Source organism: Lapidilactobacillus achengensis, from assembly GCF_003946655.1.
GTDB lineage: Bacteria > Bacillota > Bacilli > Lactobacillales > Lactobacillaceae > Lapidilactobacillus > Lapidilactobacillus achengensis.
In genome coordinates this window covers 1-14,402 of sequence record NZ_RHOV01000035.1, presented here as the reverse complement: position 1 = coordinate 14,402, position 14,402 = coordinate 1, and the positions used below count along the sequence as shown (strand labels likewise).

11 protein-coding genes are annotated in these 14,402 nt (G+C 51.1%); 10 read left to right on the top strand and 1 reads right to left on the bottom strand.

Annotated features, from left to right (window positions below):
* Positions 1-215 precede the first annotated feature (215 nt).
* From EKM94_RS11830 to EKM94_RS11790, 9 genes are all read left to right on the top strand, one after another.
* Positions 216-1,763: a MutS-related protein gene (locus EKM94_RS11830; protein WP_125602272.1), complete on the top strand. Its 1,548-nt coding sequence runs from the start codon at positions 216-218 to the stop codon at positions 1,761-1,763.
* Positions 1,760-3,286 carry a MutS-related protein gene (locus tag EKM94_RS11825; protein ID WP_125602269.1) on the top strand — a complete coding sequence of 509 codons (1,527 nt, stop codon included), beginning with the start codon at positions 1,760-1,762 and terminating at the stop codon, positions 3,284-3,286. Before EKM94_RS11830 ends, EKM94_RS11825 begins: the two co-directional genes overlap by 4 nt.
* 40 nt (positions 3,287-3,326) lie before the next feature.
* Positions 3,327-4,769, top strand: a complete 1,443-nt coding sequence (locus EKM94_RS11820; RefSeq protein ID WP_125602267.1) for a hypothetical protein — start codon at positions 3,327-3,329, stop codon at positions 4,767-4,769.
* A gap of 335 nt (positions 4,770-5,104) precedes the next feature.
* Positions 5,105-5,722, top strand: a complete 618-nt coding sequence (locus EKM94_RS11815) for a WxL domain-containing protein (RefSeq protein ID WP_164511235.1) — start codon at positions 5,105-5,107, stop codon at positions 5,720-5,722.
* Between the two features lie 182 nt (positions 5,723-5,904).
* Positions 5,905-6,942 (top strand): DUF3324 domain-containing protein, encoded by a 1,038-nt coding sequence (locus EKM94_RS11810; RefSeq protein ID WP_125602262.1) that lies wholly within the window; start codon positions 5,905-5,907, stop codon positions 6,940-6,942.
* A gap of 49 nt (positions 6,943-6,991) precedes the next feature.
* Complete coding sequence (locus EKM94_RS11805; protein WP_125602260.1) at positions 6,992-9,109, top strand: WxL domain-containing protein; 2,118 nt, start codon at positions 6,992-6,994, stop codon at positions 9,107-9,109.
* Between the two features lie 459 nt (positions 9,110-9,568).
* On the top strand, positions 9,569-10,195 hold the full coding sequence (locus EKM94_RS11800) for a WxL domain-containing protein (RefSeq protein ID WP_125602257.1): 627 nt from the start codon (positions 9,569-9,571) through the stop codon (positions 10,193-10,195).
* A 140-nt stretch (positions 10,196-10,335) separates the two neighbouring features.
* Positions 10,336-11,373, top strand: a complete 1,038-nt coding sequence (locus tag EKM94_RS11795; RefSeq protein ID WP_164511234.1) for a DUF916 and DUF3324 domain-containing protein — start codon at positions 10,336-10,338, stop codon at positions 11,371-11,373.
* 30 nt (positions 11,374-11,403) lie between these two features.
* A complete protein-coding gene (locus EKM94_RS11790) occupies positions 11,404-13,401 on the top strand; it encodes a WxL domain-containing protein (RefSeq protein WP_125602251.1) in 1,998 nt (665 codons plus the stop codon).
* Here the strand turns inward: EKM94_RS11790 and EKM94_RS11785 are convergent.
* On the bottom strand, positions 13,349-13,657 hold the full coding sequence (locus tag EKM94_RS11785) for a hypothetical protein (RefSeq protein WP_125602248.1): 309 nt from the start codon (positions 13,655-13,657) through the stop codon (positions 13,349-13,351). The genes EKM94_RS11790 and EKM94_RS11785 overlap by 53 nt on opposite strands.
* A gap of 209 nt (positions 13,658-13,866) precedes the next feature.
* On the opposite strand from EKM94_RS11785, the gene EKM94_RS11780 reads away from it, so the two are divergent.
* Entirely contained in the window at positions 13,867-14,319 is a 453-nt protein-coding gene (locus EKM94_RS11780) for a hypothetical protein (protein ID WP_125602243.1), read from the top strand.
* Positions 14,320-14,402 lie beyond the last annotated feature (83 nt).

The window sequence follows — 14,402 nt, the reverse complement described above, 5'->3', positions numbered from 1 at the left end:
GTCATTTTTATTTACGGCGTCATCAGATAATGCGTCAAAAAGCACTACGGCATGTCAACTTCATAACCACTTTACTTCAAAACAAAGAAAAGTGGTGAATCATAATTCCGTCGAATTATGATTCACCACTAATGTTAGTCAGTTTTATTCGATCGAGCTGATCGACCGTCCGAACGGACACATTCGTCACAGGTAACAAAAACGGGGGGAGCCAAATGTTTACGAGTTTACTTTTTGCGACAGCGACACCGCCAATCGCCAGCGATCCGCAGGCGGCAATTTGGCAAGATCTACATTTAGGCCAATTGTTCACGTCTGTTTGCGCAGATCGTGGGGGCAATGAACCGGCGCTATTGCCGTATTGTTACCAACCCTTGACCACGGGGGCGCTGGTGAAGTTGCGGCAGCAGATTTTCCGAGATTTGACCCAACCGGAAATACTTCAGGCGGTCGATCGGTTCGTTGGGCGAATGCAACTGATGGCCCGCCGCCGCGAGAAACTACCCCATCTGGATCCGGAGCCCTATCAGCAAGAACAATTCCTGCGGCTGGTCCAAACAGAACAACAAGCGCTGCGGGATTTCGTCACGCAGTTGGCCCAGCTGCCGATCCAGTCGGCCGGGTTACTGACATTTCGCCAAGAATTACAAGCTTATTTAGCGGCGGCGGCCACACAAACGCTGCAGACGGACATCGATCATCTGGGACAAACACTGACCAAAATTAGTTACCGGTCGGAATTTCAAGGACGGCATGTCTTGATCAAGGCTCAACCAGCGCCGGCGCCAACCTTCGCCGCGACCTTCACGGCTTGCTTTCAGGGGTTGTTCGCGGACCCGACCGCGATTGCCGCACCAGTCGCGAAACTAGACCGGCCTGGTTCTGATTTCGATTTGGATAATCTGCAATCCTCGATTTTGTTGCGGCTGCAACATCTATATCGAACCGAATTTCAGGAGTTGGCCACTTTTGCGCAAAGATATCAGGGCTATCTCGTCCCGGGATTGGCGCAGGCGGTGCAAGAACTGCAATTTTATCTAGTTTGGGCCAAAATGATCCAGCGCTTGACTCAAGCGGGCTTGCGCTTCTGCCGACCGCAGATCATTACCTCAGGAACGGAACTGGTTCAGGGTAGCTTTGACTGGGACTTGGCGGTTCATTTGCAACATCTCGGGCACTTGGAACGGTTGGTGACCAATGATTATCGTTTGCCGGCGGATCAGTCGTTTCTCGTGATCTCGGGGCCTAATCAAGGGGGTAAGACGACTTACGCGCGGATGGTCGGTGAAGATTATTATCTCATGGCCTTGGGTCTGCCGATCCCGGGGACGGCAGCAAGTTTGAAATTGAAGCCAGTTGTTTTGACCCATTTCGAACGGGCCGAGCAGGCTAATAAAATCAGTGGGTTACTGGCCACCGATGTTGAGCGGATGCATGGGATCATTGCGGAAACGACCGCGGATAGTTTCGTGATCATGAACGAGTTGTTCTCTTCGACGACCGCGGCGGATGGCCAACGCTTGGCCGATAAGGTGCTGGATCTGTTGCAAGCGCGGCACGCCAGCGGGATCTACATTACATTCTTGACGGCGCTGGGTGATCATGCGGGGGTGGTGCCGATGATGAGCCAGGTCGCCCAAGGAACAACGACGAGGACTTATCAGGTGCTACCGCAAGCCTTGGATGGGCAGTCTTACGCCACGACACTGTTGCAGGCCTATCATTTACGGGCCGTGGATCTGGAAGGGAGATTATCGCAATGAAGGTTGGACTGATCAGACAACAGGATCAATGGCCGGATTTACCGGCATTGACGGCGCCGGCGAAAATGTTGCTGGCGGATCTGGCCCTGGCCCCCGCTTTGCAAGCAATGAGCCAAGATGATCCCTACTTGGCGGAAATCGTGCCTCGAACGCTGTGTCAACCGCTCCAAACAGCGGCGGCGGTGCAATATTGCCAGGCAGCGTTCCAAGCGGCGCTGCAACAACCGAGCGTGATCCAACAACTTTACGATCAAGTCGTTGCCTGCCAAGCCGCGGCGCAAAAAGTAACCTGGGGGATCTACACGGGTTCGGTCACGTATCAACTTTATAGTAATACCCAGTTGTTGCAGACCTATTTAAATGGGATCAACGCCATATTGAAATTACCGTTGGCGCAAATGCAGTCGGCTAATTTTCAGGCCTTTTGGCAGGAGTTGCAAACTGAATTTGCACCGGCCAAACGTAAGGAAATGCAACAAATGGTCAATGCCTTGACCGCGACGAATCACGACTATGCTTATCCAGCGCAACTCCAACAAGGGTGTCTTGGCCTGATCGCCGAGTTGCAGTATTTGCCGGCCCAGTCGAAATTGGCGGGCATGGTGACAGGCTGGACCAGCCGTTATCAAACCAGCATCAGCGATTTCTATATCGCGGAGCGGGATGAGAATAGCGATCAGGCGGCGGCGCGTAATCTGGGACAAGCCGCCTATTCCTTGGTCGTCGCGTTGATCAACACCACACAAGAATTGGCGCGATTCTTCGCGGAACTTCGGTGGCAGGCAGGCTACTTGCTTGCGGTGACGCGCTTACGTGCGGCATTGCCTGAAGCGACAACGATTACTTTTCCACAGATTGGGTCGCCGCAAATTCAGGGGCTACAGAATTTAACACTTTTGCTGGCAAAAGCACAGGCTGACGCCGTGATTGGCAATGATTTTCAGCCTCAAGCGCAACCGTTGACCTTGATCACTGGCGCCAATCAAGGTGGGAAAACAGTCTTTCTGCGGAGCTTGGGACAGGCGCAAGTGATGGCGCAAGCCGGACTTTTCGTTTTGGCGCAGACTTGCCACGTGCCCTTATATACGCAAGTACTGACCCACTTTAAGCGGGAAGAAGATCAGCAGATGACCAGTGGTAAGTTGGTTGAGGAACTGCAACGGTTTGCGGAGCTAACGGCGCAAGCCCAAGGCCACGAGTTATTCTTGATGAATGAGTCGTTTGCTTCGACCAATGCCCATGAAGGCGCGCTGATCAACCGTGAGATTCTGACCGGACTGATCAAGGGCGGGCAAACGGTGGTAACGGTCAGCCACTTGACCGACTTGGAGGAATTATTGCCCTCAACCATCAAGGCGCAAACGCTGTTCTTGCGCGCCCAGCGAGAACAAGATGGTCAACGAACCTTTAAGATTCTGGCGGGGATGCCTGAGGTGACCAGCTATGGCGTTGATATCTTCAACCGCTATTTCCAAGATGTGCCCAACGGTTTAATTCTTTCACAAAAAGACAAACCCAGATGAACGGATGCCGATCAAATGGCGTATGATGAGGGCAAACGATGTGGAAGAAGCGCCAGAGATGCAGACAAGACAAAATACGATCGCAGAGGGAGCTCTTAATTTGTTGGCCAATACTGGCTGTATATTACCTTATTTCTTCTGTTTGGTGGCCTATCAACAGAATCGCGATTGGCGGTTGGCCCTGCCTTTTCTCGTGCTGTATGCGTTTCGGGCGGTGGGGATTCTCTTGACGGCCTGGATCGAATTAGCCGCGGCGCCAATGCTGGTTGTGGCTAATTATTGCGGCTTGCTGGGTGCCTTATGCTTACTCTGGCCTGAAAATCTGCTCCTCAGTACCTTGGGCGGCGCCTTGTTAGGTCTTGCCGCCAGCTGGCTGTGGCCCTATTTCTTAGCCTTGAAGACCACATTGGGCACCGGCCCCAAGTCGTTCTTGACGACTGAACATTGGCTTTGGGGCGGTGTTTTACTCATAATCTTGATGATCGTCGAACAACTTAGCACCTGGGAAGTAACCTTCCGTGGTGCTTTTTTGGTGTTGGCGGGGCTATACGGTTTGGCTTTGCTGGGGGTTCGCTCGCTGGGGCGGCGCTTCCCAGAGTTTGCTGGCAGCACGAACCAACTGGAACGAACATTGCCGTCTCAATACGAAATCAGTGACGGACCGACCGGGGCCACTGTGCAACAAGAAGCCGCGCCAGCGCCGCGGCGCCGGCTGGGGTGGCCGGAGAAATTAGGCCTGCTGGCGTTACTGCTGATTTGTTATGGATTGCGGCTGACGCGGCTGATCAAGTTGACCCCAGCGGTGACGGAGGGGATCGGTCTTTTTTGCTTGTTGCTGGGGTTGGTCGTCTTGGGGCTCCAACTTTATTGGGGCCGACGTTGGTTTCCCTGGTCGATACTGCTTTTGAATCGAGGCATTATGATGAACCTATTACTACTCTACGCCGTCTTCGCCAGTGAACAACGCTTTCAACGACCGACGCTTTTGCCGATCTATTGTCTTTACCTTGTAGGGATGCTGTGCGGCCCTGGCCTCCTGAGATCGCGGCAATTTTGGCGGTATCCAATGCTTGTCGTTGGCCTCGTTGCAACGCTATGGTCGGCGACATTCTTCTTTGGGATCTTGGCTTGTGCGCTGTTTCTTGGCAGTGAAAATCAATGGTTGAACCAACAGCTTCCAGTAGCATTTCCTCGCCAGTCGTTGCGGATCTTTCTGGTCAAGTATCAACTGTCAGCGCTAGGCAGTTTGTTGCAACAATGCTGGACGATGGCGGTGTTGTGCCTAGCCAGCGTCCAGTTTGGCTGGACAAATCTGCGTTTCATGACCCTGATCACGACTCGGCGGCTGGCGCTTCCTACAGAGCAGCAAGAGTGCCTACTAGAATTGGTGTTATTCACAGCGGTCCTTAGTGCCGGCTGGGCTTGGTGGGCGGAACGCCGGGTGACTCAAGGTGAGACGCACCATCGGATAAAATCAGTCTAGTCAGGAGTGACAACTTGTGCATTTGCATAATTTAAAGTAAGCTCTTTCGCCAGAATATCGCGAATGAACATTCGCGATCGTGCCAAGCTGGCTTGGCGGGAGAATTAGAGAAAATATTTTTAAAAATTAATAATTAGCTACTGCCATACGATGAAAACGCTGCTATTATTGGTGACACTATGTCACTTATAATTTGGTGTTTCTTATCATAAATCTATAATTATTCGTTTTTTGCGGTTTTTTAAATTGACGGCTTTCTTACCTGTCTGTATATTATACACTGAAGCCGGGAATTGGGCCCGGCGTAATTACGGGAGATGAAAGGAAGATCCAACATGAAAAAATCGATGTCTTTATTAGCGGTGACTTTGCTCGCTGCGAGTACCTTAGCTTTATCTGCAACAACGACCAAAGCGGTGGTTGATGACGTTAACAACGAATCGACTGCAGATTTCACTGTCACCGTCGACGGAGACCCCGATGACCCCGATCCAGATCCAGGCAGTGGTAAATTAGTCTTGAAAAGTGTTCCGACCTTCAGAGCTGGAAATCTGAGTATCAGTAAAATCTACAACGGGTTCAATACCGGTCTCGAGCAGGCGGATGACCTGATCGTAGCCGACAACCGCGTTAAGGAAGCTGACTGGAATTTAGACCTTAATATGGGAACGTTTACCGAAGATGAAGGCACCAACACCTTGACGGGTGCGACCTTGGCCTTTACGGCAAAACACGGTGTGATCGGCCAAAATAATGTGAGTTTGAGCGATGGCGGTTCCGGCACCGTTTTGAGTAATAATGCGGCTCATCACGGGGACTTCACCTTGGCGATCACCGATCCAACCTTGTCAATGAATGCCAATGTTTCGGCGTCGATCGCTGAAGATAGCCATTATGCGGCTACCTTGGATTGGACGCTTTCCTCTGGCTCGCCGGTAGCCGAAGAATTGTAAGCGCCGCGATTTAGTCAGAACGAACTGACCGGACGTTAGCGACTTGCCCACTAAAGTGAAAATGTTTCATTGAATCATCGGTCCGGGCAAAGTAACTTCATTTGCCTGGATTTTTATGAGAAAGGCAGCTTGAAGAAATCATGATGTGCAGTTGCTGGAATTGAATTGGGGGGGTTCCTGTGATGAAATTGAAAAAACTTTTGGCACTGGTTGTGAGCTTGGTCACCCTGACCGTTATCGGGGTGACAGCGCGGCCAGTCGCGGCGCAAACCAGTGGCTCGGAGTTTACGATCTCACCGGTTTTCTCCGATCAACAAAGCAGTGAAACGGATGATTATTTTAGTTATCTCGCTCAACCGGCGGCGGTTTTACCGGTGGCGGTCAACTTGCAGAATCTCAGTTCTGACCAGGCCCATCAATTTGAAATTCGCCTCGTCACAGCGACGACCACCGATCAAGGTAAGATCAATTATCACCCGACGAAGAAACAACGCGATGCAACGGCGACAACGACTTTGCCCGAACTGGTCCAAGATGGGGCCACGATCAAACAGGTGACGCTGCAACCAGGCGCGGTCGAGAAGATCAGCTTTGACTTGACAGTCCCTAAGAACGGTCTCAAAGGCACGGTTTTGGGAAGCATCTTTGTGCGCCGCATCGATCAGGAAAAAAACGAAGACAGTATCGGCATTCTGAATGAGTTCTCAATGCTGGTGCCCGTCTTACTCAAGTCAGCCACCAACCCAGTCAAAAAGCCGGAATTACAGCTGGAAGCGATCAGCCTGGATTCCTCTGGTGGCGCGGCGTATCTGAAAACACCGGTGCATAATTTGGCGCCGGTAATGTTCGGCAAAATCAAAATAGTCGCCCAGGTCACCAAAAAGGGTCAAACAAAAGTGCTTTTGACTCAGACGGATCAGAATTATGAAATGGCGCCCAATTCAACGATGGACTATCATGTTGCTACCGGTGGGCAGACCTTAGCGCCGGGGAAATACACCATGCAGGTGAAACTAACTTCTGGGGCTCAAACTTTCCAGCTGACCAAAGATTTTACGATCAAGGCCGGTCAACGACAAACCGTTGAGAAAACATTGCAGACCGATAACCGCACCCAATCGCGACTCTGGCTATGGCTGATCATTGGCGGATTGCTACTCGTCATTGCCGTGCTATTGATTCTGTTATTGCGGAAACGTACTAAGAAACAACGGGATTGATCCAATCAAATGACACCGATTTGCCAATCTTTTCGGAGGAGTGAACACCATGCGCAAGGTAATCGATCGTACAATTCTAATTGCTTTCCTAATCAATTTGCTGGCGGGGCCACTGGCACTGGGCCGGGTGGAACAGGCGGCAGCTGCGGCGCTCACAACGACAGAGACGGCGATGTCTGCTGGGGACCAACAAACGGATCGATCTGAGCAGACCGGTGACAACTCTGGGGAAACGGACGAAACCACGCCAGATGAGAACGGGGGGACTGACGTGGATGGGGCCGGTGAACCGGAACCTGATGAGGCCGTCGATCCAGATGAGTCGGATCCTGATGCAGGCACAGATGAGGATGCGAATGAAGCTCCAGATGAGGATCCAGACGAAGATCTTGATGAAGATGCGGATGCTGAATCAGACGAGGATGAGGACGATGCTGAAGAAACACCAATGCCTGATCCGGATCCGCCGGCCAAAGGGGATGGCTATAAGAAGCCAAGCAGCAAAGGCATCAATGTCCTTTTACTTCCCTTGCGCGCAGGCTTCTTGACCCAACCCCAAGGGGAACAATACGTGGTCGAAGCAGAGGATCTGAAGGTTGACTTGAGCGTCCAAACAACAGGTATCTACCAAGGCTTGTTTGGTAGTGTCATGGTTAAAATCAATAAATGGGAGTGGAATCGCGCAGGCAATGACGGTCAGGGCAAATGGGAATTACAGCAGTTGGAGGTGAAACCCAGCGGTTCAGTCGTCACAAACAAACAGTCAGCCAAGATTGTTTTCGGTGATAATTTCGAATCCTTAAGCGTTGGTGTTTATTATTTCCAAATGAGCGTTGACTACGGCGCATTAAGCTCGACTCGATATTCAAAATTGGCCAAGGTGGTCGTTTTGGAAAGTGAACGACCAGCGAAGGATATTGCTGTTACGGCAGAATCCAATGTCGTCCTTCCGGATTTGGATTACGAGGCTAAGGCTAATCTGACGCCAGCCGATTCAACGAGTGTGGTTAGCTGGGATTCGCCAAGCGGTGGTGTTACTTTTGCGCCAGATAAGGGTCGTCATACCGAATTCACGGTGGCGAATAGCTTGATTGCTAGTGCCGTTAACCGTTCGACGACCACGCCAGGATTGCCCTTTGATTTATTGCGGGCAAGTGTTAGCGTCAATTCGGAAACGGGTGAGTCCCTCTTATCTGATACTGCCTCGCTTTGTGTTGGCGGATTACGCGCCAAGGAGGTGCCGGTAGCTTTTGCGACGAATAATGCGGTTCAATGGTCGATCGATGGCCTGAGCAAGTACGTCAACGAATTCTTCGACGGGGAAGATCTGGAAGAAGAAGCGGCGATTGCTGCCGATAGCACTTATGAGTGGAAGGTCAGTAAAGCTGACAGGAAGGGGAAATATAGCGAAACGAAGCTGGGTTCATCCTACAAGAATGTGGTGCACAGCAGCGGCGATTTCAAGGGGACAACCCCGCTGTCACTCAATGATAGCCAAATCTTGACGATCCCGGCCAATGATCAATTATTGCAGGATGCCAAAAGCGAGCTAGAGCGGGGTTATCCGATGTATTTACGGTTGCAGATCGAAATCAAAAAAGGTAAGAATACTTATGCCTCTTCATTCACGAATAATGCCGAGTTCCGGGTGATTGACGGGCCGACCGTCGAGGAACCTGGCCAACTGACGTTGCAGCAAGTCCCGATGTTTGATTTTGCTAGTTTGAGGCCAACAACGATTTATAACGGGACCAATGGCGACCCAGCCCAAATGCCCACGGCGACGAATATGGAGAATCGCTTTCTCCAAGTTTATGACAATCGGGCCAATACCCAGCGAGCTGCTTGGCAGCTTTCGGCAACATTGACGGATTTCACCAGCTTAGAAACCGGCAGTGGCCAGGCGGTTCAAAGTGTGCAACGGCCGCAACTGATTTTACAAGGCTTGCCGACAATCAATGGTTCGGCGCCGATCATCGATGCGGCGCAACCGTTGAGCACGATTCTAACTGGTGATGGCACGGGTACTGGTGGCCTTTATCAGGTTGGCGCGCAACTAGCTTTACCAGAAAACGGTGATGTGCAACTCTATGATAAACAGCAATTTCAGGCCACGATCGATTGGACGTTAACGACAGGAACGCCGGTGGCCGCCGCACTAGAGTGAGCATCCTCGGTGACAGGTCGACTTTATTCGTATCACGTTGTCACATTAAGTACAGAATTTGTACCGACACCAGTTTGTGGTCAGTTGACCGCAAACTGGTGTTTTTTTCAGGGGACTGACTCACAATTGATTTTTCTCTAGCTTATAAAATAATGCATAATATTTAGCGATTTCCTTTAAAGTGATCGTCACGATAATTTGGTGTTTTTACCATGATATCTTCAAGAAAATATAAAACGAATCGAACGAATAACGCCTGTCTAGCTATGATTGACGCTGGATTCATCGAATATTTGAACGAGTTGTGTGGGGGAACTTAACTAGCCAACTTTATGGTGATCAAGGGGTGGATCCAGGACCTAAGATTAACCTCTTTTAAAATGATGATGTATAATTTGCCTTGAAGTTAGAGGATGGTCTAACTCCAATCGGATTGAAAAGGGAAAGAGGTTTTATACCATGAAGAAGTGGGTAGCAGGGCTCGTTACGTCAGCGGCAGTGCTTGGTGCATTAGCTTTGGCACCAAGAACTGCTAAGGCGGATACGACGACCAGTACTTCAACAGCAAGTTTCTCAGTTACGGATCTGGATCCAAAGAACGCGGATGCTGGCATTTTGGAAATCAAGTCAGCGCCAAGCTTCGCATTTGGTGAAGTACCTGGGGCGGATATTTATGGTGGCTTCACCGGCAAACCGGCAGCGGTCACTGGAGACTTAAATATCTCGGATACCCGTTTAGGATCAAGTAATTGGACTTTGTCAGCGGCGTTGACGCCATTTGCAACAACAAATACGCCAGCAAAGTCATTGACCGGCGCTGAGATTACTTTGGCTGGCGTCGGCACGACTTGGCCTTCATTTACTGCCACTAAGGTAGCAGATAGTAGCCAACCTGTTAGTTTAGCGACGAGCGATGGGACAACCCATGGCGATTACAGCTACAGCTTCGACGGTAGTGCCAACACCTTAGCCTTAAGCGCTAATCCAAAGGCGATTTTAGCTAAAGGTGATACCTATTCAGCCGGCTTGACTTGGACGCTGACTTCGAACGGACCAACAGCCCCAACAGCAACGCCAGCAAGCTGATCTCTTAGGCTTGTCATTGACCCAGATGTGTCAACACCTGGGTCATACATAGTGGGCTCCAGCCGTTGGGATGCGGTCGGCTGGGCAGGAGCTACTGATTCACAACAAATTGATTCACACATGAACCGGGGGGGATCATGATGAAAATCAAGAAATGGCTCAGCATTGTCGTGGTATTGATTGCTGTTGCCCTAAGTTCCGGGATGGTCAGTCAAGTCAAAGCGGCAGATACCGGTGCGGATTTTACGATCATTCCCCAGTTTGGCGCGGGCCAGGTCGCTGATCAAGTGTCCTACTACTCGTTGAAAACCAAGCCGGGACAACAATATCCGTTGACAGTGACCGTCAAGAATCTCAGTTCAACCAAGAAACTGGCGTTGACCGTCTCGTTGATTGCCGCGACGACCACCGATCAAGGCGTCGTCAACTATACGCCAACGACCGCCGCCCCAGATAAGAGCGCACCATTTCTGTTACCCGATCTGGCGCAAGATCAAGCGACGGTCAAGACGATCACGTTAGCGCCGGCAACCAGTCAACAAGTTACTTATCAGTTGACGATGCCAGCACAACCGTTGGTGGGGACGATCTTAGGCAGTATCTACGTCCAACGGAAAACCGGGGCGCCAGCGACTAAAAACCAATTGGGCATTCATAACCAATTTGCCATGGCTTTGCCCGTCATGGTTGTTGAAGCGGGGCAGGCCGGTTTGACGCCCAAGTTGAGTCTGACCGGAGTCAAGCCGAAAACCAGCGGCGGGGTCGCTGATCTCGTGGCCAGCATCCACAACAGGATGCCTGTCCTTTTTGGGCAAATCAACATCACGGCGCGGCTCTATCATGCCGGGTCCACCAAAGCGCTGTTTCAGCAAGACAACCAGAATTATGAGATGGCGCCCAACTCGACCTTGAACTATCAATTCGCCACGGGAGGCAAGAGTCTAGCCCCAGGTGATTATCGTTTGAAAATCAAGCTAGTTTCTGGTGCGAGTACGTTTGATCTGCAACGGGACTTTACGATCGCTCGGACCACCGCCAAAACAACCAATCAACAATTGATCCAGAAGCGACTGCCTTGGTGGGTATGGGTCGTGCTCGCACTTGCACTGGTTGCGGTTGGCGCGCTGATTTTTATTGGTATCAGATTACGGGAGATCAAGTCTCATTTCAAACATTAAATGGTAAAGCACCGCGGGGGGGACTATTTAATGAACAAGAAACTTAGCGGACTCGTGGCGGCGCTGTTACTCGGCAATGGCTTTATTGCCGCGACGCTGCCAGCAGCCCAAGTGCTACAGGCAACGCCGAGGATCATTCTACCGGATACATCAGCAGGTAGTCAGACAGACGCGAGTGGCGTCGCGTTGAATAGTGAGTCTCAAAGTATTATTGCCGATGATCAAGGAGGCGCCAATGGGCAAACTGGGGCGGTACCAGTGATAGGAAGTGGGGCGACTGCCAGTGACAGTGGCTCTGGAACAACGACTGCTGCAACGAATGGAGCTGCCACGGGAACAGTGCCAGCAATAACAGGTGTGCCAGCAGCCCCAGCAAGCACTAGTAATGCCACCGCGACACCGCGCTCAGACGCTGGCGCTCAATCGGAGCCTATCGTCGCTCCAACCGTGGCAGATGGGGTCCAAACGCCTAGTCCGGATGGACTGATCACTTTGAATTTTCCGATTCGTGCAGGTTTTACCCAACAACCACCGGCCGAACAATATGTCACGCTGGGTAGCGATGTTGATTTGTCCGTCAAGGCGGCTGGCTTAGATTTGAATGTCTTCACCAAGCCCAAAGTTTTGATGACTCAGTGGACGTTAGGCACGGATGGTGTGACTTGGCAAAGTAATCCGAATGCCGGTAGCTATTCGACGACTTCTGGAACCTTGAGTAATCTCTATGCCGCTAAAATCGGTTATGGACCTAGTTATGGTCAGCAATTGGCGGTTGGTACTTATTATTTCCAGATGCGGATCAGTTTCAATGCCGGTTATTACTACTCAAACTTAGCCAAAGTCGTGGTGACGGCAGAAGCGGTCAGCGCCTCCGCAGTTGCCGTTACACCAGAGGCGGCGGTTGTTTTACCCAATCTCAGTTATACGGTCAATGCGGACATAACGCCAGCAGACGCGACTAACCCCGTTACTTGGTCCGCTAACGATCTATTGGATCTGACCAGCACCAGTGGTCGTGGGAACACTTTTCAAGTGGACAATTCAGCCATCGCTGATCAAATCAATACCGATCCTAATACGCCGGGGTTGCCGGCGACACTTACTGCCACAGTCAACGGTCTAAATACCGCGACGACTGTTTATGCTGGCGGGTTGAAAGCCCAAGATCTACCGTTGGATACGGTGCGTAAGGATGGGATCTCCTGGCCGGTGGCGGGACTAGACAAGCTGACAGCCGAGTTCTACGGCGCTGATAGCAGCGGCAATGCCAGCTTGACTAGCAGTACGTATCAATGGCGCTATTATTCAAAAAACGCCGCGGGCACTTATACCAGCGCGGCCTTTCCTACAGACGTCCAAAATAGCAGTGGTAATTTCACCACCCCCGAGGAGTTAGATGGTCAGCAAATTCTAACTATTCCCGGAAATAGTAGCTTTGTGACCGCGGCCGCAGCGGCGACTGCCGTCGGCGCGCCATATTATGTGGGCTTGACGCTAACTTTGAATTTCAGCGGTGGGTCGACGTTGACAATTCCGACTAATTTGGCGCAACTAGCCATTGGCGAAGCGGCCAATGCCTTGAGTTTGGTGCAAGTCCCTAATTTCAGTTTCGGGACGGTCACCGGTTCCCAGCTTTATCAAGGCGTGGTCCAAATGCCCCTTAACTCAGTTAATCAAGGCGATGACTACCTTGAGATCGCAGATACTCGGACCACAGCCAGTGACACAAACTGGCAACTACAAGCTCAAATGGGACCACTACTCGACCAAAATAAACAGACAATCAAAACTGCCAGTTTAATGATCAGTGGCTTGACCACCGCAAGTAAAGTTACCCTGACCAGTCAGAATCAACTGGTTACAATTGCTGATTCCGCCCATGAATCACCCGGGCTGAATCAGGTTCAGGGAACGCTGACTTTTGGCGCTAATCCCCAACTCCAGCTGAGTGCTGGTCAAACGTTCAGCAGCACGATCACTTGGACGTTGACCGGCTCGAGTCCTCAGCCAGCCGTACTTTCTCACTAATGTCCCCCAGGAGATAGGGTCTGTTCATGAATCCCCAGACAGGCTCTATTTTCTTGTTGCCTGGTTTCGTTTCTTGAACTTGTGCTTGTATTTGATTGCGGGTTTGGTAGGGTGTTGCGCGTGAGCGCAACCGGCTGGGACTGCTGATGCGGACTGGAACGTGGTGGGCGCTGTTTTGAGCCAATCCGCAAAGATCGCGGCTTGTCTCAAAATCAGGCCTTGTCCTAAGCGGCAAAGCCGCCAAGGACAATTTCACCACTGAGCCGCGCAGTCCCATCCGGTTGCTAGGCAGAATTGCGCCTATCTGCAATCGAAGCGAAGGATTTGACGAAGTGGTTTCGCAAGCTAGAGGTTAAAACAATCACCAACTGTTTTAATGGTACTGCAACATCAACAGATTCAGGGGCATAGGTCGGCACATTTCGGATAGTGCCGCCAACTTTATCTCACTTACTTAAACGGATTTTGGTTGGAAACCGACCGATCCAGCTGATTCATCAAGAACTTGCCTCAGTTCATCAGACCGACTGCGCCGGGGTCACCAATTTAAAGCTTGTAACCACTAACCACGGCCGTCAGTCGCGGGGCTCCTCATCAATTCGCCATAGCCTTCCGGATGGCGTGAGTGCTCAAGCGACTGTTATAACGTTGAGCGGCTGGAGCGGAGAAATTTGGGGTGAGATCGCCGTGAAATTGGCCTTAGCGGCTCTGCCGCTTAGGCCAAGGCTCATCTTTGAGATTCGCGGGTTTTGCGAAGCTCAAAGTGACGCCCACAGCGAGCTCACCCCGAATTTCGCAGCGCAAGCTGCGGACAACCTACTTTTTCTTAACTGGTCAACCCGGTTCACAAAAGTTGGCGTAAAGTTTAAGTGGGTGGAATTGTTGAAGATAAAAAGGGAGCGATTCCCTTTATGCTAGAATAGTAATTGACAAAACAACTTTCTAGGAGGAATCGCTCTTGAAATCTATTCTACAACAAATCAACACAGAATTGTTAACTT

Bases quoted from the DNA above. Each gene is read 5' to 3' on its own strand.
- EKM94_RS11830 (WP_125602272.1), top strand. From the start codon at position 216: ATGTTTACGAGTTTACTTTTTGCGACAGCGACACCGCCAATCGCCAGC.
- EKM94_RS11825 (WP_125602269.1), top strand. From the start codon at position 1,760: ATGAAGGTTGGACTGATCAGACAACAGGATCAATGGCCGGATTTACCG.
- EKM94_RS11815 (WP_164511235.1), top strand. From the start codon at position 5,105: ATGAAAAAATCGATGTCTTTATTAGCGGTGACTTTGCTCGCTGCGAGT.
- EKM94_RS11810 (WP_125602262.1), top strand. From the start codon at position 5,905: ATGAAATTGAAAAAACTTTTGGCACTGGTTGTGAGCTTGGTCACCCTG.
- EKM94_RS11805 (WP_125602260.1), top strand. From the start codon at position 6,992: ATGCGCAAGGTAATCGATCGTACAATTCTAATTGCTTTCCTAATCAAT.
- EKM94_RS11800 (WP_125602257.1), top strand. From the start codon at position 9,569: ATGAAGAAGTGGGTAGCAGGGCTCGTTACGTCAGCGGCAGTGCTTGGT.
- EKM94_RS11795 (WP_164511234.1), top strand. From the start codon at position 10,336: ATGAAAATCAAGAAATGGCTCAGCATTGTCGTGGTATTGATTGCTGTT.
- EKM94_RS11790 (WP_125602251.1), top strand. From the start codon at position 11,404: ATGAACAAGAAACTTAGCGGACTCGTGGCGGCGCTGTTACTCGGCAAT.